The sequence below is a fragment of the Paraburkholderia sp. EG286A genome (assembly GCF_040965375.1).
GTDB lineage: Bacteria > Pseudomonadota > Gammaproteobacteria > Burkholderiales > Burkholderiaceae > Paraburkholderia.
In genome coordinates, this window is sequence record NZ_JBFRCB010000005.1 from 68149 (window position 1) to 92772 (window position 24624).

General features: G+C 63.8%; 21 protein-coding genes. 14 read left to right on the forward strand and 7 right to left on the reverse strand.

The annotated features are described in order from the left end of the window. Window positions 1–23 precede the first annotated feature (23 nt). From AB4Y35_RS23540 to AB4Y35_RS23580, 9 genes are all read left to right on the forward strand, one after another. Window positions 24–905 carry a glycine betaine ABC transporter substrate-binding protein gene (locus AB4Y35_RS23540; RefSeq protein WP_368706197.1) on the forward strand — a complete coding sequence of 294 codons (882 nt, stop codon included), beginning with the start codon at window positions 24–26 and terminating at the stop codon, window positions 903–905. Between the two features lie 100 nt (window positions 906–1005). Continuing rightward, the gene (gene glyA / locus AB4Y35_RS23545; RefSeq protein WP_368706198.1) at window positions 1006–2301 is read left to right on the forward strand and encodes a serine hydroxymethyltransferase; all 1296 of its coding nucleotides are present in this window, start codon (window positions 1006–1008) and stop codon (window positions 2299–2301) included. A gap of 72 nt (window positions 2302–2373) precedes the next feature. Beyond that, a complete protein-coding gene (locus AB4Y35_RS23550) occupies window positions 2374–3267 on the forward strand; it encodes a dihydrodipicolinate synthase family protein (protein WP_368706199.1) in 894 nt (297 codons plus the stop codon). A gap of 2 nt (window positions 3268–3269) precedes the next feature. Next, complete coding sequence (locus AB4Y35_RS23555) at window positions 3270–4601, forward strand: NAD(P)/FAD-dependent oxidoreductase (RefSeq protein WP_368706200.1); 1332 nt, start codon at window positions 3270–3272, stop codon at window positions 4599–4601. A gap of 17 nt (window positions 4602–4618) precedes the next feature. Continuing rightward, the gene (locus AB4Y35_RS23560) at window positions 4619–6112 is read left to right on the forward strand and encodes an aldehyde dehydrogenase (protein WP_368706201.1); all 1494 of its coding nucleotides are present in this window, start codon (window positions 4619–4621) and stop codon (window positions 6110–6112) included. 92 nt (window positions 6113–6204) lie between these two features. After that, window positions 6205–6975 (forward strand): pyrroline-5-carboxylate reductase, encoded by a 771-nt coding sequence (locus AB4Y35_RS23565; RefSeq protein ID WP_368706202.1) that lies wholly within the window; start codon window positions 6205–6207, stop codon window positions 6973–6975. Window positions 6976–7147: 172 nt separating this feature from the next. Further along, the gene (locus AB4Y35_RS23570) at window positions 7148–8149 is read left to right on the forward strand and encodes a LysR substrate-binding domain-containing protein (protein WP_133179644.1); all 1002 of its coding nucleotides are present in this window, start codon (window positions 7148–7150) and stop codon (window positions 8147–8149) included. 76 nt (window positions 8150–8225) lie between these two features. Beyond that, the gene (locus AB4Y35_RS23575) at window positions 8226–9341 is read left to right on the forward strand and encodes a GlxA family transcriptional regulator (RefSeq protein WP_368706203.1); all 1116 of its coding nucleotides are present in this window, start codon (window positions 8226–8228) and stop codon (window positions 9339–9341) included. Between the two features lie 237 nt (window positions 9342–9578). Beyond that, a complete protein-coding gene (locus tag AB4Y35_RS23580) occupies window positions 9579–10730 on the forward strand; it encodes a porin (protein WP_368693911.1) in 1152 nt (383 codons plus the stop codon). 83 nt (window positions 10731–10813) lie between these two features. Here the strand turns inward: AB4Y35_RS23580 and AB4Y35_RS23585 are convergent, their stop codons facing one another. The 5 genes from AB4Y35_RS23585 to frmR form a co-directional block, all read right to left on the reverse strand. Further along, window positions 10814–12046 carry a M24 family metallopeptidase gene (locus AB4Y35_RS23585; RefSeq protein ID WP_368706735.1) on the reverse strand — a complete coding sequence of 411 codons (1233 nt, stop codon included), beginning with the start codon at window positions 12044–12046 and terminating at the stop codon, window positions 10814–10816. A 197-nt stretch (window positions 12047–12243) separates the two neighbouring features. Next, window positions 12244–13074: an S-formylglutathione hydrolase gene (gene fghA / locus AB4Y35_RS23590; RefSeq protein ID WP_368706204.1), complete on the reverse strand. Its 831-nt coding sequence runs from the start codon at window positions 13072–13074 to the stop codon at window positions 12244–12246. A gap of 7 nt (window positions 13075–13081) precedes the next feature. Beyond that, the gene (gene gfa / locus AB4Y35_RS23595) at window positions 13082–13657 is read right to left on the reverse strand and encodes an S-(hydroxymethyl)glutathione synthase (RefSeq protein ID WP_324151234.1); all 576 of its coding nucleotides are present in this window, start codon (window positions 13655–13657) and stop codon (window positions 13082–13084) included. Between the two features lie 33 nt (window positions 13658–13690). Then, window positions 13691–14800, reverse strand: a complete 1110-nt coding sequence (locus AB4Y35_RS23600) for an S-(hydroxymethyl)glutathione dehydrogenase/class III alcohol dehydrogenase (protein WP_368691313.1) — start codon at window positions 14798–14800, stop codon at window positions 13691–13693. 57 nt (window positions 14801–14857) lie between these two features. After that, window positions 14858–15130, reverse strand: coding sequence for a formaldehyde-responsive transcriptional repressor FrmR (gene frmR, locus AB4Y35_RS23605; RefSeq protein WP_368706205.1), 273 nt, complete (start codon window positions 15128–15130; stop codon window positions 14858–14860). A 167-nt stretch (window positions 15131–15297) separates the two neighbouring features. Here frmR and AB4Y35_RS23610 point away from each other — a divergent pair, with 167 nt between their 5' ends. The 4 genes from AB4Y35_RS23610 (at window position 15298) to AB4Y35_RS23625 (ending at window position 20937) form a co-directional block, all read left to right on the forward strand. Then, on the forward strand, window positions 15298–18705 hold the full coding sequence (locus AB4Y35_RS23610) for an adenylate/guanylate cyclase domain-containing protein (RefSeq protein WP_368706206.1): 3408 nt from the start codon (window positions 15298–15300) through the stop codon (window positions 18703–18705). A 48-nt stretch (window positions 18706–18753) separates the two neighbouring features. Further along, window positions 18754–19815 carry a patatin-like phospholipase family protein gene (locus AB4Y35_RS23615; protein WP_368706207.1) on the forward strand — a complete coding sequence of 354 codons (1062 nt, stop codon included), beginning with the start codon at window positions 18754–18756 and terminating at the stop codon, window positions 19813–19815. A 28-nt stretch (window positions 19816–19843) separates the two neighbouring features. Beyond that, window positions 19844–20467 carry a hypothetical protein gene (locus AB4Y35_RS23620; RefSeq protein WP_368706208.1) on the forward strand — a complete coding sequence of 208 codons (624 nt, stop codon included), beginning with the start codon at window positions 19844–19846 and terminating at the stop codon, window positions 20465–20467. Window positions 20468–20640: 173 nt separating this feature from the next. Then, entirely contained in the window at window positions 20641–20937 is a 297-nt protein-coding gene (locus AB4Y35_RS23625; protein ID WP_368691309.1) for a hypothetical protein, read from the forward strand. Here the strand turns inward: AB4Y35_RS23625 and AB4Y35_RS23630 are convergent, their stop codons facing one another. Together AB4Y35_RS23630 and AB4Y35_RS23635 are read right to left on the reverse strand one after the other, a co-directional pair. Then, window positions 20938–22800: a PAS domain S-box protein gene (locus tag AB4Y35_RS23630; protein ID WP_368706209.1), complete on the reverse strand. Its 1863-nt coding sequence runs from the start codon at window positions 22798–22800 to the stop codon at window positions 20938–20940. Continuing rightward, complete coding sequence (locus AB4Y35_RS23635; protein WP_368706210.1) at window positions 22800–23792, reverse strand: ABC transporter substrate-binding protein; 993 nt, start codon at window positions 23790–23792, stop codon at window positions 22800–22802. The genes AB4Y35_RS23630 and AB4Y35_RS23635 overlap by 1 nt, the downstream gene beginning before the upstream one ends. 417 nt (window positions 23793–24209) lie before the next feature. Here AB4Y35_RS23635 and AB4Y35_RS23640 point away from each other — a divergent pair, with 417 nt between their 5' ends. After that, on the forward strand, window positions 24210–24518 hold the full coding sequence (locus tag AB4Y35_RS23640; protein WP_368706211.1) for a hypothetical protein: 309 nt from the start codon (window positions 24210–24212) through the stop codon (window positions 24516–24518). Window positions 24519–24624: the final 106 nt, after the last annotated feature.

Genomic DNA, 24624 nt, shown 5'->3' on the forward strand with positions numbered 1-24624 from the left:
CAATATAAATCCGGAGTACTAACATGCTTAGCGATATTTTCAAATCATTCATGACGAAGGTTGCGCTATCGGCGGTCGTCGCCATGAGTATCGGTGTCGGGTCTGCCGTGGCGGCGGAGCCGATCAAGCTGGCGATCACCGACTGGGCCGACGTGCTCGCCACGGCCAACGTCGCCAAGTACGTGCTCGAAACGAAACTGAATCAGCCGGTCAAGTTCGTCAATGCGGACATCGGCATTCAGTTCCAGGGCGTGGCGCGCGGCGACCTCGACATCATGGTGGGCGGCTGGCTGCCGGTGACGCACGCTGTGTACTACGCGAAGTACAAGAACGATCTGGATGATGTCGGCGTCATTTACACGGGTGGCCGAAACGGCTGGGCCGTGCCCGCCTACGTGCCGGAGTCGGAAGTGTCGTCGATCTCGGACCTGAACAAGCCGGACGTCAAAAGCAAGCTCGACGGCACGATCCAGGGCATTGGTCCGGGCTCGGGCCTGATGCAGGCCTCCCAAAAGTCGGTTCAGGCCTACGACCTGAATGGCTACAACCTGCAGTCGTCGAGCGAAGCCGGGATGCTCGCTGCCGTGTCGCGCGCGTATCAAACGAAGCAGTGGGTCGTCGCCACGGTCTGGAGCCCGCACTGGCTCTGGCAGAAATGGCAGATGCGCTACCTGAAGGACCCCAAGGGCACGCTGGGCGGCGAAGAACAGGTCCATGCGTTCGCGTCCAAGCAGTTCGCCACCAAGTTTCCCCGCGCCGACGTGTTCTTCAAGCATTTCAAGCTGACGCTGGCTGACGTCGAAGCCATCGAACTCGAAGGCAACAGCACGAACGACTATGCGACCGCCGCGAAGAAGTTCGTCGACGCACACCCGGACAAGCTGAAAGCCTGGCTGCAGCAGTAACCGCAGGTTCGGATTCACGGGGGCAGGAAAGGCCCGCTGCCCCAACGATTTTCATGTTCCATCAGGGCCTGCTTGACACGATTACTTCCTGGAGTGACCTGTGAGCGAATACTCGTGCTTCTTTTCTGAAACGCTCCAGAGCCGTGACCCGGTCATTGCATCGGAGATCGCGCTCGAATTGCGCCGGCAACAAACGCAGATCGAATTGATCGCTTCCGAGAACATTGTTTCGGCGGCGGTGATGGAAGCGCAAGGGACGGTGCTGACCAACAAGTATGCCGAGGGTTATCCGTCGAAGCGCTATTACGGCGGCTGCGAGCACGTCGACCGCATCGAGGCGCTCGCGATCGACCGCGTGAAGGCGCTGTTCGACGCCGAGTACGCCAATGTGCAGCCGCATTCCGGCGCGCAGGCAAACGGCGCCGTCATGCTCGCGCTGGTCAAGCCGGGCGACACGGTGATGGGCATGTCGCTGGACGCCGGCGGCCACCTTACGCATGGCGCAAGGCCGGCGCTTTCCGGCAAGTGGTTCAACGCCGTGCAGTATGGTGTGAGCCCGCAGACGTATCGAATCGATTACGACGCCGTGCGACGGCTCGCGCAGGAGCATCGGCCAAAGCTCATCATCGCGGGCTATTCGGCCTATCCGCGCGCGCTCGACTTTGCGGCTTTCCGTGAAATCGCGGATAGCGTCGGGGCCCTGCTGATGGTCGATATGGCGCATATCGCCGGTATCGTCGCGGCCGGCCGCCATGAAAACCCGATCAAGTACGCGGACGTGGTGACGTCGACCACGCACAAGACGCTGCGCGGCCCGCGTGGCGGCTTCATCCTGACCAACAATGGCGACCTCGCCAGGAAGATCAATTCCGCCGTGTTCCCCGGCTTGCAGGGCGGTCCGCTCATGCATGTCATCGCGGGCAAGGCAGTGGCGTTCGGCGAAGCGCTGCGTCCTGAATTCGCGGGCTATATCGACCGCGTGCTGCGCAATGCCGAGGCGCTCGGCAACGTGCTGCAATCGGGCGGGCTCTCGCTCGTCACAGGCGGCACCGACAACCATCTGCTGCTCGTCGATCTGCGTGCCAAACACATTACGGGCACGCAGGCCGAGAAAGCCCTCGAGCGCGCGGGCATCACCTGCAACAAGAACGGCATTCCGTTCGACACGGAAAACCCGACCGTGACATCCGGCATCCGGCTCGGCACGCCTGCCGGTACGACGCGCGGATTCGGCACGGCTCAATTCGAGCAGATCGGCGAAATGATTCTCGAAGTGCTGGCGGGCCTCGAGCGCGAGCCGGGCGGCGACGACCACGTCGAGCGCGCCGTGCGCAGCCGCGTGCGGGATCTGTGCAACCAGTATCCGATTTATTCGCATGCCGACGCCCTGGCATAAGCCAGCCGCTCAGCGCGCGAATGCAGTGAAGACCGTTTATCTGTTTGAAGATTACTGAAGAGAGGAATCGAAATGAGCTTCGAGGGCGTACATACTCCGCTGGTCACTCCGTTCAAGGAAGACGGTGAAATCGACCATGCCTTGCTCGGCAAGCACGCAGCGAATCTCGCGGGCCGCGTATCGGGACTCGGGATCGGCGGCACCACGGGCGAATACTACGCGTTGAGCTTCGAGGAACGCGTCAAGACTTTCAACACCGTTGCCGAGGCGGCGGGTGGAAAGACGTATCTGACCGCGGGCATCAACGCGACCACGACGAAGGAAGTGATTCGCCTGGGCCTCGAGGCGAAGCGTGCAGGGCTACCGGCGCTGCTGGTTGCCGCGCCATACTACGCGCAGCCCACGCAGGAAGAACTGCTCAGCCACATGCTCAAGGTGGACGACGCGCTCGACATGCCGATCATGCTGTACAACTTTCCGGCCCGCACGGGAACGGAAATCAGCGATGGCGTGCTGGCAACGCTGCTCGAGCGTCCGAACTTCATCGCCATGAAGGAGAGCACCGGCGATATTTCGCATCTGCACCATCTCGTCACGCACTTCAAGGACCGGCTGGTGGTCAGCTGCGGCATGGACGACCAGGCGCTCGAATTCTTCGCGTGGGGCGCGAAGAGCTGGGTCGGCGGCGCCTCCAACTTCCTGCCGGAAGCGCACACGGCGCTGTTCGGCGCGTGCGTCAAACAGAACGATTTCGTGTTGGGCCGCAAGCTGATGACGCAATTGCTGCCGGTGCTCGAACTGCTCGAGCGCAGCGGCAAATTCATCCAGTACGTGCGCTACGGTTGCGAACTGGCGGGGCTGCCGGTTGGGGTGGCGCGTGCACCGCTCGGCGCGCTCACGCAAGAGGAGCGCAGCGCGTTTGCGCAGCTTGTGCAACCGCTTATTCGCACGCCCAGTAATTACTGAAAATGGTCTCGAACCTGGAATTCGCGCGGTTTCCTGCGCCAGACGGCGTCAACGGGTGGTGGGAGAGTCTCTCGCCGGCGGGGCCTGCCAGAAGCGTGACGTTGGAGCATCGATACGACTGGGTCGTCGTGGGCGGCGGCATCACCGGGCTGTGCGCGGCTCGCCGGCTTGCCGAGCTGGCGCCCGATGCGTCGATCGCGCTCGTCGAGGCCGATCGCATCGGGCGCACGACGGCCGGACGCAATTCCGGATTCTTCGTCGATTTGCCGCACGACATCAGCAGTGAAAGCTATTCGCGCAGCGTGGCGGAGGACAAGGCCGACGTGCGGTTCCAGCGGCACGGCATCGACTACGTGCGCTCGATCGTACGGCAACACAAGATCGATTGCGATTGGCGCGACGACGGGAAATTCCACGCCTCGGTCAACAAGAAGGGGCTCGACGCGCTCTCGCATTTTGCGCAGGGCCTGACGCGCATCGACGAAGCTTTCGAATGGCTCGATCAGGCGGCCATCCGTACGGTAACGGGCACGGACTTCTATCAGGGCGCGCTATTTACGCCGGGCTGCAGCACGGTGCAGCCGGCGGCGCTCATGCGCGGCCTCGCGGCCACGCAGCCGGAGAACGTCACGGTCTTCGAGCTGAGCGCAGTCACCGAAATCGAGCATCGCGGCAACGAGAAGGTCCTGCATTTCGCCAGAGGAAAAATCGTCGCCAAACAGGTGATTCTCTGCACGAATGCTTATGCGGCGACGTTCGGCATCCACCCCAATGGCTTGCTGCCCGTCTACACCTTTGCATCGATGACACGCGTCATGAATGCGGGCGAGGTCGAAAAGCTGGGCGGAACGCGGTCGTGGTCGCTGATCCCGGCTGACCCCATGGGCACGACCGTGCGCCGTCTTGCTACGGACCGTATTTGCGTGCGTAACCACTTCGCGTTCCGGCCGGGACTGCAGGTGTCCGAGGCCGATCTCGCGAAAGCGAAGGCGCTGCATCAGCGCTCGTTCGACCGTCGATTCCCCATGCTCGAGGGCGTCGAGCTCGAGTACACGTGGGGCGGTCCACTGTGTCTCTCCGCGAACAACGGCGCGCTGTTCGGCCGCCGCGACGACGGCATTCTCGAAGCGGTGGGCTGCAACGGGCTCGGGCTGAGCCGGGGATCGTCGTCGGGCAAGCTGATTGCCGAATACGCGCTTGGCCGGAACAGCGAGCTTGTCCATCAGCTTCTGAACCAGCCCCACCCGCGCTCGCTGCCGGTTCGGCCCATCGTGGACATGGCGGTGTCGGCGACGATCTGGGCAAAGGAAATGTCGGCGGGCGCCGAGCTTTAATCAACCAAGGACACGAGATGACGACGCATCAGGAATGGAAGCAGAAAGCCGCGGAACTGGCGCTCGACGGCCGGGCATTGGTCGCCGGAGAGCGGTGTGGAGCGGCCTCGGGAGCAACCTTCGCCACGCTCAACCCCGCGTCGGGCAAGGTGCTGGCGCAAGTGGCGAAATGCGATGAAAAGGATGTGGATCACGCGGTCGCCGCCGCCCGCCATGCGTTCGAATCGGGCGTGTGGTCGAAGGCCGCGCCGGCGCATCGCAAGGCGGTCCTGCTTCGCCTCGCGCAACTGATCGACGAGCATGCGGACGAACTGGCGCTGCTCGAAGCACTGGAGGCGGGCAAGCCGATCAGTGAATGCCTCGCGCTGGATATTCCCGAGTCGGCAGCCTGCATTCGTTGGCATGCCGAAGTGACTGACAAGCGCTACGACGCGCTCTCGCCTTCGGGCGCGGATGTCGTCAGCATGATTACGCGCGAGCCGATTGGCGTGGTGGGCGCGGTCCTGCCCTGGAACTTCCCCGCGCTGATGCTGGCCTGGAAGATCGGTCCCGCTTTGTCGGTTGGCAATAGCGTGGTCGTGAAGCCCGCGGAGCAAACGTCGCTCTCGACGCTGCGCATCGCGGATCTCGCGCTCGAGGCCGGCGTGCCCGCGGGCGTGTTCAGCGTCGTCACGGGTTTCGGCGATAGCGCGGGGCAGGCGCTGGGCCGCCATCCCGATGTCGATCTCGTCGCGTTCACGGGCTCGACCGCGACCGGCAAGCGCTTTCTGCACTATTCCGCCGATACCAACCTCAAGCGCGTGGTGCTCGAATGCGGCGGCAAGAATCCGCAGGTGATTCTTCCCGATGTCGCGAATCTCGATGTGGTCGCCGAACAGGCCGTCGCCGCCGCGTTCTGGAACATGGGAGAGAACTGCAGCGCCGGCTCGCGGATCCTGGTTCCTTCGAGCAAGCGGGCGGAACTGGTCGAGAAAGTTCAGGCCGTTCTCGCGGGCTGGAGGACGGGTGATCCGCTCGACCCGGACGCGAAGCTCGGCGCGCTGATCGAGCAAAAGCACTACGAGAAGGTGCTGGCGCACATCGAGAAAGCGAAGGAGCAGGGCGCGCGCATGATTTGCGGCGGCCGTGCCGCGCTGACCGAGACCGGTGGATGGTTCGTCGAGCCCACGATCTTCGATCAAGTCACGCCGGATATGGCCATCGCGCGCGAAGAGGTGTTCGGGCCGGTCGTGTGCTTCATCGAATACGATGACGTGGAAGACGCCATCCGCATCGCGAACGACACCTGCTACGGACTGGCGGCTTCGTTGTGGACCGATAACGTGAACAGCGCGCATAAGGTTGCGGCGCGTATCCGTGCGGGCACGGTCACGGTAAACTGCTTCGGCGAGGGCGACCTTGCGACGCCGTTCGGCGGCTTCAAGCAATCGGGCTTCGGCGGCCGCGACAAGTCGGTCTACGCACACGACCAGTATTGCGAGCTGAAGACGACCTGGTTGAAGCTCGCCTGAACTGGCAGCGGTAACGCGCGCGAGCGGGCCGTCAGGCCCCGCTCGCATTCCGTGGCGGGCTTGCGCCACACCTGAACAGGACTTGCATGCTAATGCGCATCGGATTCGTTGGAACGGGTGCAATCACAAAGGCCGTGGTGACCGGGCTGCTGCGCTCGGGCCTGCCATTCGAGCGGATCACGCTTTCTCCGCGCGGCGAACCAACGGCTGCCGAACTGGCGGCACTCGACGACCGGATCCGCATTGGCGCGAACAATCAGGACGTGCTCGACGCGTCGGACATCGTGTGTCTCGCCGTCGTGCCGCAAATCGCAGCCGATGTGCTCGGCGAGTTGAAGTTCGATGCGCGCCACCACGTGATCAGCTTCGTCGCCGCGATGTCAGTCGACAGGATGGCGAGCCTCGTTCGCCCGGCCAGCAAGGTCGTGCGGACCATTCCATTGCCCGCCGTTGCACAAGGCAAAGGCAGCACGGCGATCTGCCCGCCGGATGCGATCGCGAAAGCGCTGTTCTCTGCCATGGGTGAGGCCGTCGAAGTCGAAGACGAGCAGAAGTTCAACGCCATCTCCGCAGTGACTGCGACGATGGCGAGCTTCTACGCGGTGCTGGAGAGTCAGGCGGCCTGGCTCGTTCGGCAAGGCGTTCCGTATGGCGACGCAAGGGCGTTCCTGTCCGGCTATTGCGTGGGTCTGGCGCACGACACGACGCTCACGGCGCAATCCTTTTCGTCGCTGGCGGACCACTGCATGACGCCGGGCGGCCTCAACGCGCAATTGCACGCCGAACTCACGCAGCGCGGCACCTACACGCACTATGGGGAGGCACTCGACAGGGTGTTGAAGCGGGTCGTCGGCGGGACGTAAGCCGGGCGACACAGTAGAAGGGCGATGCTGCATCATTTATAAGACCCTTATTATGGAACACCTTACTTGCCACCGGGCAAACGGACTCGCACACTATTCTCATCCGAATCCCTTTCTGGTTCGTGGCGCGCCTGAACGCGTCATGCGAGCACCCGTTTAAAGAGCGCAAGCCATGTTAAAGAAGCAGCTATTCGCAGACAGACTCCTCGCGCAGATGCCGTCGCTCCGTGCACTCCGTTGCTTCGTGACGGCAGCGAGATACGAGAGCTTCACTCAGGCGGCTGAGGTGCTCTGCGTCACGCAGGCCGCAATCAGCAGACAAATCAAGGAGCTCGAAGACTCGCTCGATGTCGCGCTGTTCGAGCGCACCGGCCGGCATATCGCGCTGACCGATGCGGGACGCATTCTGTACAACGCGTCGTATCTCTCGATCATGAATATCGCCGAAGCGGCGGAGGCGGTGCGGCGCACGGATCGGCACGCATTGACCATTTGCGTCTCGCATACGTTCTCGGCCCTGTGGTTGTCGCAGCGCCTGCCGGCGTTTCGCGCGCGCTTTCCGGATATCCGGCTGCATGTGATGGTCACCGAGCACTTCATGGAGCTGGACGAACTCATGGAGCCCGACATCATCATCACGAAGAATCCGCCGCGCGAGCCGGAATACGAGGTCGAGCCGCTGTTTCATGATGTCGTTTATCCGGTTTGCAGCCCGACGTTTTACGACCGGTATTTTCGCGGCAAGAAACTCAAACCGCTCGACCTGCTTTCCGAACCCACCTTGAATCTCTCGTTGCTCGGGCGTGCGCAGGTGTGCGAACACGTGGATTGGCGCGTGTGGCGCAACTGGTTCCAGCAGGGCGACGGCACGGACATTCTGGCCGAAAACCGCAACCTCGAGAGCAACGACTACCGGCTCCTCGTCGCGCAGGCGGAAGCCGGCGAAGGGACGCTGCTGGGCTGGCATCATCTGCTCCATCTTCAGGTCGAGCAGGGACGCCTGATACGGCCTGTTCCGGATGCGCTTGTGTTTAGAGACCGCTACCACTATCTGATCACGCACCGGAATGCGCGGCCTCGCACCGAGTATCTGCAGTTTCGGAACTGGCTCAGCGAAGAGGCCGGTGCGATGATGCGCGACTGGCTCGACGCCGGCGTTGCGGTCACCGGCTAACTGTTACAGGCTGATCAACGGGCAACGGATTTCGACCGTATCGATTGTTTGGAATGCATTGACAGAGGCGGTCTTCATGGTTCACCACGCGATTGACAGCGAAGGCACGGCTGCGAGGCGGCTGCGTTTCGGGATCGTGCTATTGCCCAACTTCACGTTGACCGCGTTCTCCGGCTTCGTCGACCTGCTCAGGCTCGCGAGCGACGAAGGCGACATGAGCCGCCCGGTGCGGTGCTCGTGGACCCTCGTCGGCGAAAATCTCGTTCCGGTTCGCGCCAGCTGCGGCATCCAGATCACCCCGTGGACGACCTTCGATGAGGCCGAGGCGTTCGACTATGTCGTGATCGTCGGCGGACTGCTGCATTCGGGACCGCCGGCCAGCGACGCCACGCTTTCCTTCATTCGCGCGATGGCCGAAACGCCGGCCACGCTCGTGGGGCTCTGCACGGGGGCCTTCGCACTCGCGAGGGCCGGCGTGATGAGCGGCTATCGCATTTGCGTGAGCTGGTTCCACTACTGGGATTTCGTCGAGCGATTTCCGCATGTCGATGAGCGTGACCTCGTTGCCGACCGGCTCTTCGTGATCGACAGAAGGCGCATTACGTGTTCCGGCGGCCGTGCGTCGATCGACGTTGCCGCCGCAATTCTGCTACGCCACGTCGAGGCCACGATCGTGCGCAAGGCGCTGCGCATTCTGCTCGTGGACGATGCGCAGAAGGGCAACGCGCCGCAACCGCATCCCCCAGGGCTCGAGCCGGCCACGCATCCTAAAGTCAGGCGCGCAATTTTGCTGATGGAGCAACACGTTGGCCAGCCGCTGAGTCTGCCGGATCTGGCGCATCGGCTCGATGTTTCGGTTCGACAACTCGAACGCTTGTTCACGACGGAGACCGGCAAATCGCCGGGCGCATACGCGAGGCAGATTCGCATACGCATGGCGTCGTGGCTGTTGACGAGTTCGGACCGCACGGTTGCGGACATCGCTTCGTCTTGCGGCTTCTCCGATGCCTCGCATCTCGGCCGCGAGTTCCGCAAGGAGTTTGGCGAGTCGCCCAACGAATATCGCACGACGCGGCTGCCAAATGCCCATGAGGCGCTGCTGGGCACGCCGGAGGCGGATACGCCGTTGCCTGTCGAATATGTCGATGCGCCGGCCCGGCAACTACGAGGCGAATCGAACCGATTGCGGTAGAGGTGCTGGAAGGTCACATAATCTAAAGTGATCCGAAAAGGAAAATAAATCACGTTGACAGCCTGCGGTGTTGCTCCAATACTCCGCGCACCGCTTCCTCGTCGGGCCATAGATTGATAACAAGAAAAGGAGATATTCGTCGACCAAAATACTTAGGTTAACTACGCATTTGATCAATCAGAAAATTTACATACAACCATTCGTGATCGAATGGAAAACCAGGTTTGGAGAACTTCGATGAAAGGACGCAATGTAATCGCGGCATCGATATTGGCGGCATTTGCCGCTCCCGCGATGGCTCAAAGCTCGGTGACGCTCTATGGCGTGATCGACGAAGGCTTCGACTTCACCAACAACGTACGCGGCAGCAAGGTGTACGAGTTGCAGAGCGGCTATGTTCAAGGCAGCCGCTGGGGTTTGAAAGGCGCGGAGGATCTCGGCGGTGGGTTGAAGGCCGTGTTCCAGCTTGAAAACGGCTTCAACGTCAATAACGGAAAGCTCGGGCAGGGCGGCTTGATGTTTGGCCGGCAGGCCTACGTGGGCGTAGCGAGCGACACGTACGGTACGGTCACGCTGGGGCGTCAGTACGACTCGCTGGTCGATTTTCTCGCACAGACGACGGCGAACGGAAGCTGGGCCGGCTACCTCTTCTCGCACCCTTACGACAACGACAATACGGACAACACGTTCCGCGTCAACAACACGGCGAAGTATACGAGCCCGTCGCTCGCCGGCTTCCAGTTCGGCGGCACGTATAGCTTCAGCAACGACACGAATTTCGCCAATAACCGGCAGTACAGCGTCGGCGCCCAGTACACGAATGGTTCGCTTTTGATCGCGGCGTCGTATCTGCAGGCCAACAACCCGTCTTCGACGGCCACTGGCGCGATCAACAACGGCGGCGACGAAAACTTCCTGGCGCAACGCCTGCGCATCTTCGGCGCGGGGATCAACTATACGATCGGCTCGGCAACGCTGGGCTTTGCGTACACGAACACCGACGTCACGCAACCGGTCAGCAACGGCTATGTTGGCGCGATCACGCCTCCCGCCGGATCGACTCTGTCGTCGCTGCGCTTCCAGAACTTCGAGGTGAACGGTAAATATCAGTTCACCCCGGCCTTCTTCGTGGGTGCGATGTACACCTATACGCGTGCGGATTTCAATGCGACCACCGGCAAGCTGCATCCGAACTATCAGACCATCGGTTTGATGGCGGACTACAATCTGTCGAAGCGCACGGATCTCTATCTGCAGGGCGCGTATCAGCACGTTGGCGGCGACAAGACCCAGACGGTGCTCGACGTCGCCTATGTGCCGGGCGCGGCAGACGTTTCCTCGAACTCGAATCAGCTCGTGATTCGCGCTGCAATCCGTCACAAGTTCTGATCACCCGCGCTGTCGCGGACGGCGTGCTGGCGGGCACGCCGTAACGATCGCGACGTGCGGCCCTGAACGCCGCACGTCACATGTCACAGCCAATCGGTCTCGAAGGCGCAACCGGTCAAAGAGGCGCAGCCGTTCTCGGTGAGCACGACTTGCTGCTCGAGCTTGACGCCCTGGGTACCGCCTTCTGCGCCGATATAGCTTTCGACGCACACCGTCATGCCCACTTCGAAGCGGCCGTCGTAGCCCGCGCTGTCCCAATCGACCTGGTGGGCAATCGAGGGATATTCGTCCACCATGCCGATGCCGTGAGCCAGGCAGCAATAGCGGTTCTTGACGAACGGCTCCGGAATCTTCCACGCCTTTTCCGAGAACTCGCGAAACGTCATGCCCGGCCGCAGAAGGTCCATATTGAAATGGACCTGTGCATACGCATACTCGTAGAGCTTGCGCTGCTCGTCCGAAGGGCGGCCGTCACCAACGAGCCACGTGCGGGAGATGTCCGAACAGTAGCCGTTCGGTCCCACCATATCCGTGTCGAAGGCGAGGAGGTCGCCTTTCTGTAGCACGCGCGAGGAACATTCGTGCATCCACGGGTTCGTGCGGTCCCCGGAGGCGAGCAGCCGGGTCTCGATCCACTCGCCGCCGTGGCGGATATTCTCGTAATGGAGATTCGCCCACAGGTCGTTCTCGGTCATTCCAGGGCGAAGCTCGCGTTTCATGCGCTCGATGCCCATTTCGCAGGTGCGCAGCGATTCGCCGATCAACACGAGTTCGCCGGACGACTTGATCAAACGGGCCGTCTCCATCAGGGCTTGTCCGTCGAGTAGCGAAATGCCGTGCTTTTCCAGGCAGGCTGCGCCGAACGGGTCGAGCCGGTCGACTGCGAGCACAGTTTCACCGGGTGCGTGCTGGCCCAATACGTCGACGATCTCGGCGCCCCACGCCTGCGCGCGGCGCTCCGCCTCGTGGCCTGCGTTGAAAAACGTCCAACTGAGCGCGCCGCGCAATTCGACATCGAGGTCCAGGCCGTCCCAGACGTGTTCGCTGCTGTGAAATTCCCAGGCGACGACGCGACCGTCCGCGAAGACCATGACGTAGCGCGCGGGATTGCGGCCGGCCCATACCTGCATGTTGGAAGTGTCGGTCGCGTAGCGAATGTTTACCGGGTCATATAGCAGGATCGCGGGCACATTTTGCTTGCGCAGTTGTTCCTGCACGCGCGCGAGCCGCCAGGCCCGGACGTCGCGCAGAATCGCGTCTTTGCTGGTCGGCTCGATCGTGCTGCGTGCCGCATCGAAAAGCGGGGCGCTCGTCATCCTCATTCTCCTGGCATGGCTTTTATGATGTGTTGCCGTTGAGTATTGGAGGATGGGGAGTACAGCGTCAATGCGCTTTATTTTCCCGGTCGCATGACTTTGGGTTATGCGTAGACGCGGCCTCGGCGCCTCGCCCATGAACGACACCAGAAAATGCGCCCGTGCGCCGAAACCAGCGAACGGGCGCGCGGCGCGTTTCAAGCCAGCGCTTTGGCGTGAAAGGCCATATGCTCGCCGATAAAGCTGGCGATGAAGTAATAGCTGTGGTCGTAGCCTTCGCGCACGTTGAGCGTCAGCGCTTGTCCCGCCTTGGCGCTGGCCGCCTGCAGCAGTTCCGGCCGTAGCTGGGTATTGAGGAATTCGTCGCCGCCGCCTTGTTCGACGAGTAGCGGCAGGCGTTCGCTCGCGCTGCCGACCAGCTCTACGGCGTCATACTGCTTCCACGCCTCGCGATCGTCGCCGAGGTAGGCGGTGAGCGCCTTCTCGCCCCACGGCACCTGGCTCGGCGCGACGATCGGCGAGAACGCGGAGACGCTGCGATAGCGGCCCGGATTGCGCAGCGCAACGACCAGCGCGCCGTGCCCGCCCATCGAATGCCCGCTGATCGAGCGCGCGTCGCTCGCGGCAAACCCGGCCTCGACGACGGCGGGCAACTCGGAAACCACGTAGTCGTACATGCGGAACTGCTTCGCCCACGGTTCCCGCGTGGCGTTCACGTAGAAGCCCGCGCCCTGGCCGAGATCGTAGTCGGGCGAATCGGGCACATCGCTGCCACGCGGACTGGTGTCCGGCGCGACGACGATGATCCCGTGCTCCGCCGCGTAGCGTTGCACGCCCGCCTTGGTGATGAAATTCTGCTCGGTGCAGGTCAGGCCCGAAAGCCAGTACAGCACGGGGCATTTCTGCCCGCGCAGCGCGGCCTCGGGCAGATAGATGCCAAACTTCATGTCGCCGCCAACGGTGGAAGAGGCGTGCTTCCAGACCTCCTGGCTGCCGCCGTGGCTGACGTGTCGTTCAATGCGCTCCATAAGCGTTTCAGGCCTCCCGGTAAGTGCCTTTGGCCTTGGCGGCCTGGGTGGCAAGGATATCCATGAGCGCGGGGCTCAGGCAGTCGTACGGCTCGAGGCCCTTGTCGCGCAGCGTCTGGCGCACGTCGGCCATGGCCGCAGGCGGCGTGCCGCTCTCGATGATCGAGGAGACGAAGGCCGCGAAGCCGGGGCCGTCCCAGCCCGCGTCTTTCGACAACTCCGTGTGAATGAAATCGAGGCCGTAGAACGCGTGATCCTTCTTCTCGATGCGGCCATACAGGTGCGTACCGCAGGCCGTGCAGGCGTGACGCAGGATCGTGGCTTTGTCGTCCACGACCTTCAGCTTTTCACCGTGCGCCGTGACCGTCACCTTGTCGCGCGGCACGACGCCCACGACGGAAAACAGCGCGCCCGCGGGCTTCCAGCACTGGGTGCATCCGCAGGCGTGGTTGAACAGGACCTGCGAGTCGATGCGCACTTCGACCGGATCTTGCGCGCACTGGCAGCGCAGCGTGCCGCCCGCGAAGTTTTCGGCGCCTTTCTGGATGCCGCGGTCAACGGTGGGGTGAATGGCTGAGGCCATGGTCTCTCTCCTTCGTTCTGTGTCAGTTCAGTGTCAGTAGTGAACGACGCTGCGGATCGATTTGCCCTCGTGCATCAGGTCGAAGGCATCGTTGATGCCCGTGAGCGGCATCGTGTGGGTGACGAACGGCGCGAGCTGGATCTTGCCCTCCATCGCGTCTTCGACCATGCCCGGCAATTGCGAGCGGCCCTTCACGCCGCCGAAGGCCGTGCCCAGCCAGCGGCGGCCGGTCACGAGCTGGAACGGGCGCGTGGAGATTTCCTGTCCCGCGCCGGCCACGCCGATCACGACCGACTGGCCCCAGCCACGGTGCGCGCATTCGAGCGCCGCACGCATCACGTTGACGTTGCCGATACATTCGAAGCTGTGGTCCACGCCCCAGCCCGTCATGTCGACGATCACCTGCTGAATGGGCTTCTCGTGATCCTTGGGGTTCACGCAGTCGGTGGCGCCAAAGGCGCGCGCCAGATCGAACTTGCCCGGATTGGTGTCGATGGCGATGATGCGGCCGGCCTTGGCGAGCTTCGCGCCCTGGATCACAGCCAGTCCGATGCCGCCGAGGCCAAACACGGCGACGGTATCGCCTTCCTGCACCTTGGCGGTGTTCTTCACCGCGCCCAGACCCGTGGTCACGCCGCAGCCGAGCAGGCACACCTGCTCGGGATTGGCTTGCGGGTTGATCTTCGCGAGCGAGACTTCGGCCACCACGGTGTACTCGCTGAAGGTGGAGCAGCCCATGTAGTGATACAGGGGCTGACCGTTGTAGCTGAAGCGGCTCGTGCCGTCGGGCATCACGCCCTTGCCCTGGGTCGCGCGCACGGACACGCACAGATTGGTCTTGCCGCTCTTGCAGAACAGGCACTCGCCGCATTCGGCCGTGTAGAGCGGGATCACGTGATCGCCGGGCTTTACGCTGGTCACGCCTTCACCCACTTCCACGACGATTCCGGCGCCCTCGTGGCCGAGCACGACGGGGAAGAGGCCTTCGGGGTCGTCGCCGGAGAGTGTGAAGGCATCCGTATGACAAACGCCGGTATGCGTGATCTTGACCAGCACCTCGCCCTTGCGGGGCGGTTCGACGTCGATCTCGACGATCTCGAGGGGCTTGCCCGGCGCAAACGCAACTGCAGCACGCGATTTCATAGTAGTCCTGTAAAGAATGGGGTTCGGCCAGATCGGCGCGGGAAATCCCGCGGTGAGCTAGCGTAAATAGGTTCGAACGAGGGTCACGACATCGTCGATCGATCCCGGGGAGTCCGCTGATCCCGCAAGGTGGGTGAATTCTTCGCGCAGGTGGCTTTCGAGCACACCGGCCATCACGCCGTTGATCGCGCCGCGAATCGCCGCCAGTTGCTGGAGCACGGGCGCGCAGTCCGCGCCTTCCTCCAGCGCGCGCTCGAGCGCGTCCAGCTGGCCGCGAACTTTGCGCACGCGTGTCAGCACGCGCTTCTTTTCTTCGGGGGAATGAGGCATGACGGCATCGATTGAGGATACTGTGGGGCAGTATAGGTGAATACTGGCAGGGAGTATACGTTTGCATCGATGTCACCAACGTGATGCCAGATGAATATCGGGGCTGTTGCCGCAGGGCATGCGGCGCATAATGAGCCCATGTTGGTCCCTGGCCGCGACGAGGTGGTATGCGCTGCACAAACTGCGGATTCGAGAATCTCAACCAGGCCAGATTCTGCGAAGCATGCGGGACCCCGCTCACGCGCACGTGTCCGCGTTGCGGGCACGAGGCCGCCGGCGCCGCCCGATTCTGCAACGAGTGCGGGGCGCCACTCGGCGCGGCGCCGGAGTCGGCGCGATCCACGGCGGAAGCGCCGCCTGCGCCGATTCATTACACCCCGCATCACCTCGCCGAGCGTATCCGTGCCGAGCACGTCGCCATGGAGGCGAGAGGCGAGACCGCGGGCGAGCGCAAGACCGTCACGGCGCTGTTCGCGGACATGGCCGGCTCGACGGCCGTGATCCACGGCCTCGACCCGGAAGAGGCCCACCACCTGATCGAACCCGTCGTCGCATTGATGATGGAAGCCGTCCACTACTACGAGGGCTACGTCGCCAAATCGCTGGGCGACGGCATCCTCGCACTGTTTGGCGCGCCGATCGCCCACGAAGACCATCCGCAACGCGCGCTGTTCGCGGCCTTGCGGATGCAGCAGGCCATGCGCCGGCATGGCGACCGCATCCGGCTGGAGAAAGGCATTCCGCTGCAGATCCGCGTGGGTGTGCACACCGGCGAGGTCGTCGTGCGCTCGATCCGTACCGACGATCTGCACACCGATTACGACCCGGTTGGCCACACGATCCACATTGCGTCGCGCATGGAGAGCATCGCCACGCCCACGTCGATCCTGGTGAGCGAATCGACTCACAAGCTCGCCGAAGGCTACTTCGAGTTCAAGGCGCTGGGAGCAGCCCAGGTCAAGGGCGTGCCCGAGCCGCTGCCCGTGTACGAGGTGCTGGGCCCGGGCGCGCTGCGCACGCGGCTGCAACTGGCTGCACATCGCGGCCTCGCGCGCTTCGTCGGGCGCGAGACGGAAATGGCGCACCTGACCCGGGCGCTCGAAACGGCGCGGGCGGGGCGGGGACAGGTCGTCGGCGTGGTCGGCGAAGCCGGTGTCGGCAAGTCGCGGCTCTTTCACGAATTCAAGGAGCGTTCCCGCCGAGGGTGCCTCGTGCTGGAAACGTTTTCGGTCTCGCACGGCAAGGCATTCGCCAATCTGCCGCTGATCGAGCTTCTGAAGAGCTATTTCCAGATCACCGCGCGCGACGATGAGCGGCGTTGCCGCGAAAAGGTCGTCGGCAAGGTGTTGACGCTCGAGCGCAGTTTCGAGGATCTCGTGCCTTACCTGCTGTATCTGCTCGGCACCGGGGAATCGGCTCCGGCGCTGGCGGACATGGACCCGAAGATTCGCCGCGACCGGACCTTCGACGCCATCACGCAGCTTCTCACGCGCGAGAGCCAGAGCCAGCCCGTCGAGTTGCTGTTCGAAGACCTGCAATGGCTGGACCGTGAGACCGAGGCGTTCCTCGTCTATCTCGTCGAGCGCGTGCCGGCCACCCGCATCCTGCTGCTCGTGAACTTCCGGCCGGAGTACCGGCCGGCATGGGATTCCAGCCAGCTCCGGCTCGAAGCGCTCGGGCCGGGCGAAGCCCAGGGACTCCTGACGGTCCTGCTCGGCGACGATGCCTCGCTCCTGCCCCTCAAGCAGCGCATCCTTGAAAAGACGGAGGGCAATCCGTTCTTCATGGAGGAGGTGGTGCAGACGCTCGCGGAGGAGCGCTCGCTGCTCGGCGAGCCGGGGCGCTACCGGATCGAGCGGACGCCGGCCGCGCTGCACATCCCGACCACGGTGCAGGGCGTGCTCGCCGCGCGTATCGACCGGCTACCGCTAGCGCAGAAAGAGCTGCTGCAAACGCTCGCGGTAATCGGCAAGGACTTTCCGTTCAGCCTGATGCAGCGTATTTGCGGCGGACAGCTCGCGCGCACCGACGACGATCTGCGCGGGCTGCTCGCGCACCTCGAAGCCTCGGAGTTCATTTACGAGCGGCCGGCTTACCCGGAGGTCGAATACTCGTTCAAGCACGCGCTGACGCAGGAAGTGGCGGGCCATTCGCTGCTCACGGAACGTCGCAGCGCGTTGCACGAGCGCACCGCGAAGGCGATCGAGACGCTGTTTCCCACGCGTATCGCGGACTACTGCAGCGAACTGGCGCATCACTACAGCCTGAGCGGCAATATTCCGAAGGCGGTGGAATACCTGCATCGCGCGGGGCAGCAGGCGCTCAGGCATGCCGCCGACCCCGACGCGATGCATCACCTCGGCGCCGCCCTGGGGTTGCTCGAGCGCTTGCCCGATACGCCCGTGCGCGCGTCCCGCGAGCTGACCTTGCTGCTCGCGCTGGGGCCGGCCTTGATGAACGTGCGCGGCTACGGCGCGCCCGAGGTCGCGGCGACCTACACGCGCGCGCGGCAGCTGGGCGAGCAGCTCGGCGAGACGCCGCAGCTCTTTGCGGCGCTGCTCGGGTTGAGAATCCATAACATGACGCGCGCGAATTACGCGGTGGCGCGCGAACTGGGCGAGCGCATGCTGCGCATGGCGGAGCATGCCGGCGACCTCGACTGGCTGCTGGAGGCCCACGGCGCACTCGGCGCGTGCCTCTTCCTGCAGGGCGAACTGGACGCGGCCGCTGCGCACCTGGAACAGGCGCTCGCCCTCTACGATCCCGAGCGCCATCAGGCCCATGTGTTCGCGCATGGCGTGGATCCCGGCAGCCGGGCGTTGAATTTTCTGGCCTTGATCCGCTGGCTGCAAGGCTATCCCGATCAGGCGCACGCGCGCAGCATGGAGGCGCTTGCGCTCGCGCGCAAGCTCGCCTACGGGCCGACGCTCGCATTCACACTCGCTTACGTGGCCGAGCTGCATCAGTTTCGGCGCGAGGCGCCGCTGGTGCGGGAACGCGCCGAAGCGGCCCTCGCCGTCGCGAACGAACACGGCTTGCCATACTGGCTCGCGTGGGGAAGCATTTTGTCGGGCTGGGCGCGCATCGAACCGGGCAGCCTGCAGGAAGGCATCGTCCAGTTGCGCGAAGGCTTGCACGCCGAACAGTCCGCTGGCGGCGAGGAACACCGCTCGTACTTTCTGGGCTTGCTGGCCGACTGCCAGGGCAGGGCCGGCGACGTGGAAGGCGGCCTGCGCACGCTGGAGCAAGCCATGGCGGTCGTGGACACAACCGGCGAGCGTTTCTACGAGGCCGAATTGCATCGGCTCAAGGGGGCCATGCTGCAAGGTGCGTCGAGCGAAGAGGCACAGGCGTGCTTTCTCGAGGCGATTGCCGTGGCCCGCGCGCAGGGCGCGAGGTCGCTGGCGCTGCGCGCGGCGTCGAGTCTGGCGGGGCTCTGGCAGCGCGCAGGCCGGGCAGACGAGGCGAGGCAGGTACTGTCCGAAGTCCTCGACACGTTCACGGAGGGTTTCGACACCGCCGACCTGCGCGAAGCGAAGACATTGCTGGATGCGCTCGTCTCGAGCGATGCGTGAGCGATCGATGACGTACGTGGATGAGCGTACCGCCCGAGGAGGCGACCCATGGCAACGAAGCGAACAAGACGCCAGAAAAGCGATCACGACCCCGCGGCGCCCAGGCAGATCGCGCTCGCATTGCAGGGCGGCGGGATGCACGGCGCGTTCACATGGGGCGTGCTCGACCGCCTGCTCGAAGACGAAAGGCTCGCGATCGAAGGCGTGAGCGCGACCAGCGCCGGCGCGATGAACGGCGCGGTGCTCGCGTACGGGCTGTTACAGGGAGGCGTGGGTGGCGCGCGCCAGGCGCTGCACGACTTCTGGGAAGCGGTGGCCGAGTCGGCCGAGCGCCACAACCCGCTGCGCTGGGTGCCGTGGCTGAAGGGCTCGCACAGCTTTGGGCTAGATCATTCGCCGCTCTATGCGGTGGCCGACATCATGCTGCGCGTGTTCTCGCCCTATCAGTTCAATCCGGGCAACGTGAACCCGCTGCGCCAGGTGCTCGAAAGCCAGGTCGACTTCGCCGCGCTGCGCAAGGCGTGCCCCATTCTGCTGTACCTGTGCGCGACCAACGTGGAGACGGGCAAGATACGCCTCTTCACCGGCGAGGACATCTGCGCGGACGCCGTGCTCGCCTCCGCATGTGTGCCGACGCTGTTCCATGCGGTCACGATCGCCGGCCAGCACTACTGGGACGGCGGTTATATGGGCAACCCGGCCATCTATCCGCTGATCTATCACTGCCAGACGCGCGACGTGGTGATCGTCCACATCAACCCGCTCGTGCGACCCGGCGTGCCGGTCACGGCGGCGGAGATTCTGAATCGCATCAACGAGATCAGTTTCAACTCATCGCTCATGCGCGAAATGCGCGCGATTGCGTTCGTCACCGAGTTGATCCAGCACGGCAAGCTCGCTCGCGACGAGATGAAGGAAATGCTGATTCATTCGATCCGCTCCGACGCCGCCATGTGCGCGCTCAGCGTGTCGAGCAAGTACAACGCGGATTGGGATTTCCTCTGCGAGCTGCGCGACAACGGCCGCAAGGAAGCGGATGCGTGGCTCGCGCGGCACTACGCGGATATCGGCCAGCGCTCGACCATCGACATTCGCGAGGAATTTCTCTGAGCAGCGCGCAGCGCGCAAAGGAGCAGGGGTGAACCGCACGCAGGGACGCTTCGTCGAGCTATGGTCGCGCAGCGGGGGCGCGCGCGCCGAGGCCGTCTACGCCGATCTCGCGCGCCGTTATGGCGAGCCGGGGCGGCACTACCACACGCTGCGCCACGTGCGCCGCTGCCTGCGCGATTTCGATCGGGCGCGCGAGGCCATTGCGCATGGCGATCTCGTGGAGCTTGCGCTGTGGTGCCACGACGTGATCTATGTGCCGGGTGCCCAGGACAACGAGGAGCGCAGCGCGCAGTGGCTGCGGCGCTGCGCGGACGATCGCATCGCGGCTTGCGAGCGCATTTGCGAAGCGATACTCGCGACCCGGCATACGCGCGCGCCGGATGAGCTGGATGCGCGCTTCGCGTGCGACATCGATCTCGCCTCGCTCGGCGCGCCGCGCCGCCAGTTTCAGGACAACGGCCTGCGCCTGAGAGCCGAACGCCCGGACCTGGACGACCACGCGTACGCCATGCACGAGCGGCGGATGCTGGAAGCCCTGCTTGCGCGGCCGCGCATCTACCTGACCGATTACTTTCATTCGCATTGCGAGGCGGCGGCTCGCGCCAATCTCGCGTGGCGGCTCGCGCAGCCGACGCCGGGCGCCGGAACATGAGGCCGGGCGTGCAAATCAGGATTTCCTGACGCTAAATTCAGCAAACCCGCGCGCCAGGTTACGGCTTAATCGCATGTAGCCGTGTCGTACCCGTGCCGTTATTCCGGTCATGATGCAGACGAGCGAGAGAGGCGAATGCGTACCCACCTTATGACCCCGGAGCACGCGTGATCATGACGAATAGCAAAGACGTGCTGGACGTGCTCAAGTCACAAGTGGCGGAAACGACCATCAAGATTTCGCATCTCGCGGCGAGGTCGCTCGTCATGCAGAAGTTCATCGAGTTGGCGTTGCCGAAACTGACGCCGGCGCAATGCGGCGAGATCCATGGGTCGCTCAGGCAGGTGCTGGAAGACGTCATGTCGGTCATGGACGACGTCACGCTGCCTGGTGCCTACCACGCCGCGTTTCTCGACAAGACCAACGAGATGCTGCGCGCGCTCGAACAGCGCCAGGCGGATGACGCATAACTAGCGGAGTTCGTTGTCGGCGGGCAGAGCCCGATGGACGCTTTCCGTCGTCTCGTTGAAGACGATGCGCACCGTCGATCCCGGGCCGTCCCGGCTTCCGATATGAAACTGCGCGCCGATCATCCGTGCGCGTTCCTGCATGCCCTGCAGTCCATACGAATTGCCACGGATCGCTTTCGCCACGTCGAATCCGTTGCCGTCGTCATGGACCTCGAGTTCGAAATGGCTATGGATGCAGCGCAGGACGACCTCCGCATGCGAGGCCTGCGCGTGCCGGCTGATGTTGGTGAGCGCCTCCTGGACGATGCGGAACACGGCCGTCGCGCGGTCGTCGCTCAATGACGGTTCGCGGCCTTCGAGCCGGAACGTGCAGCCCGTTGCGTTGTGCCGGGTGAAGTCCTGAACCAGCCATTCGAGCGCCGAAAGAAGGCCGAAATTGAGCGCGGCCGGCCGCAGGTGGCTCGCGACGTTGCGTACGATGTCGATGGTGCGTTCAGCCAGCCCGCCGATATCGCCGACCTTTTGTTGCCACTCGGCGCCCTGGCTCAGCGCGAGCTCGAGCAGGGACACATTGATCTTGATCGCGGTGAGCAACTGGCCCAGTTCGTCGTGGATCGTCATGGCGATCTGGCGCCGCTCTTCTTCGCGGATCGATTCCTGGTGGGACGAAAGCTGGCGCAACTGTTCGCGTGAATGCCGAAGCAGCTGCTCGGTTCGCGTGCGTTCGCGCACTTCCTCCTCGAGCTGATCGCGATGGCGGGTCAGGATCTCCATCGCCTGCTTGCGGCCCGAGATATCGGTCAACTGTCCTTCGAGGCACTGCGGTCCCGCGCCGTCGTAGCGTATACCGCGGGCGTTGAGCTGACACCAGACCGCGCTGCCGTCGGCGCGAGTCAGTTCGATTTCCAGCCCTGCGATCTTGCCGGTCAGTTGCAGCATCGCGAAGAGTTGGGCCGTTTTCCCGCTGGAAAACGGCTGTGGCTTGGCATGAACTGCGCTCGCGTCGTCGCCTGGCGCCGTCATCATGCCCTGAACGTCGCGGTAGCCGAGCAACTGGGCCATCGCGGGATTGGCGTCGCAGAGCTTGCCGTGGCGATCGAGGACGAAGAATCCTTCGAGCGAATTCTCGATGATGCTCCGGTACTTGCGCTCGCTCTCCCTGAGCGATGCTGTCGAGTCGCGCAGCCGCTCCGCCATCACGTTGACGCGCTCGGCGAGCCGGCCCAGCTCGACGCTGGATTCGATCGCGCAGCGGCTGTCCAGATCGCCTGACGCGATGCGGTCGACCATTTTCTCCAGGCGCCGGATCGGCTCGCGCACGAGGTGTTTGATGAGCAGAAAGGTCGTGACGTACACCACGGCGAGCACGAGCGCGAGGGTTCCCAGCACGGCCGCGCGCGCGGCCTCGAAACCGCGGTCGGCGGCGGCCCTCGTCAGGACCACGCGGACCTCGCCGATCTTTTCAGGCGGCGCGTTGCCGGGTGGCGTGAATTCTATCGGCCGCACGCGGACCACGCGCGCCTGCGGGGCGGGCAGCGGCGCGTTGCTCGCGTCGGCGAGCACACCATAGTTGGTCGCGGTCACGGTGAAGCTCACCACCTCCGGATTCGGTTTGAGCACATTCAGTTGCCGCGCGATCGCGTCGCGATCGACATTCCAGAGCGGCTGCGCGAGCGACTGGCTGAGGAGATCGGCAATGCGGTTCGCACGTTCGTCGAGTTCCGCGATCCGGCGTTCGCGTGCATGCTCGAGCAGGAAGAACGCCGACGTGCCCGCCACCAGGGTACAGAGCACCAGCAGCGAGAGCATGAGCTGCGCGTGCAGGCTGCGTGGGAAGCGCGCACGCAAAAAGGTTTGCAGCATCACGCGGCCTTTGAAGCGGAATTGAGCAGGGTGTCGAGATCGAACGTGTAGGCGCCGGCATGCCGGCTTTGCACGCGCGAGAAGCCGCTGAAGTCGGGGGAAGTGCGGCCTTGAAAGGCAATCTCGGCGTAGCGCCTGGCGTCGCTGCTGTCGAGCACCTTCAGGTAGTCGAGCCGCTGACGCGGTCCGCCCACTTGCGCAAAGTCCGCGCCGTAATGGTAGTCGTGAATGAGGACCATCGCGCAGGCGCCGATGAACTGGTCGCCGGCAACGATCGCGGCCAGCTCGCCGCGAATGACGGAAGCCACGGCTTCGGGCAGTGCCCCGAGCCCGCCGACGATGGTGGACAGATGCCGTTCCTGCACCGCACTCAGTGCGCCAAGCGTCATCGTATCGTTGGCAGCCCAAAGGATATTGGCGTCCGGATAGCGCGAGAGCAGCACGCGCGCCTTGTCGCGGCCGTCGGAAAAGCTCCAGTCGCCGTAGACGAGCTGGTCGATGCGGTCCTGCGGCCGGCGCGCCAGCGCGGCCTGCACCCCGGCGGCGCGCTCGGCAGAGACCGGCGTGGCCGGGTCGCCGGTAATGCCGATCACGCGGGCGGGCCCGCTGCCGTTCAAACGGATCAGGTAATCCATGAGCCGGAAGCTGCCGCGCCCGGCATCGGCGGTGACGGTGCCGATCCAGTTCGCGATCCGGTCGCGCTCGTTGCCGGTCTGGGCGCGCTGGGCTTCGGTCAGATCGTTGTGGATCAACAGCACTTTGGCGGGCGAGCGCGCCAGCGTTTGCAGCATCTGGGGCGCGGCCATCTTTTCGTTGACGATCACCACATAGTCGGGCGCCGCCGCACGCGCCGCCACCGCGTCGGCCTGGCGCAGCATCAGCAGATGATCGCGCTCCGCGTAAAGCACTTCCAGCTGCATGCCGAAACGTCTGGCAGTCGCGGCCATGAAGCGCGAGACGAGTTGCCAGTGCTGGCCCGTATCGTGTTCCACGCTTTCGCCGGGATTTAAAAATACGACGCTTGCTGGCGGGCGGCTGACCGGCAACGCCATGGTCGCCCGCATCGTTATCAGGCTCGCGCCTATACCGACGCATTGCGCGATCATCTGTCTTCTGTTCATACGAAATCAGCGGATGCCGGGCGCGGCATTGTGTGGAACCGAAGGGGCAGTCGCGCGCAGCATAACGCGACGTAATCTCGCCGACAATCCGCTTTACTTCGGGCGAGGCGCGTAATGCGCGGCGGACCTTCAAGGGCGCGATTGCCGGTCGAAGTCCGCCATTCAGGATTTCCTGACACGAAATTCAGGATTCCCCTTTACCGTTTGCAGTCGAAGACGACTGCACGCGAACATTGGCGGGCTCATCATGACGTCAGCAAAATTTCGAAGCTGCAGAGGCGACGCGCGATGATTTCCGAGTGGGGCGACCGTAAGGCGCGCGTGCAGGACGTGAACTCGATCTGCATGCGCCTGTTCGATACGTGGTGCGAATCCCGCAATCTCACGCCGCTGGCTTATCTGATGCACTGCTGGCCGCTGCCGGACAGCCGCGCGGGCACGATCCGGCGCTTGCAGGAAAGCATGAAAGACTTGCGCCGCAATCATGCCGACAAACTCGATCTGTACGCGTTGCGGGCACTTGGCGAACTCGCACGCAGTCTCGACGAACTGATCGACCGTGCGGAAATTTCCGCGAGGCATTCGTTCGCAACGTAGGGCACCTGGAGCATGGAGGGCTAACGGGGCGCGGAATCCGTCTTACCTGCATACGTGATAAAGGGTTGCCGAAGGGCCATGGCTTTGGCGACGAGGACAAAACAAA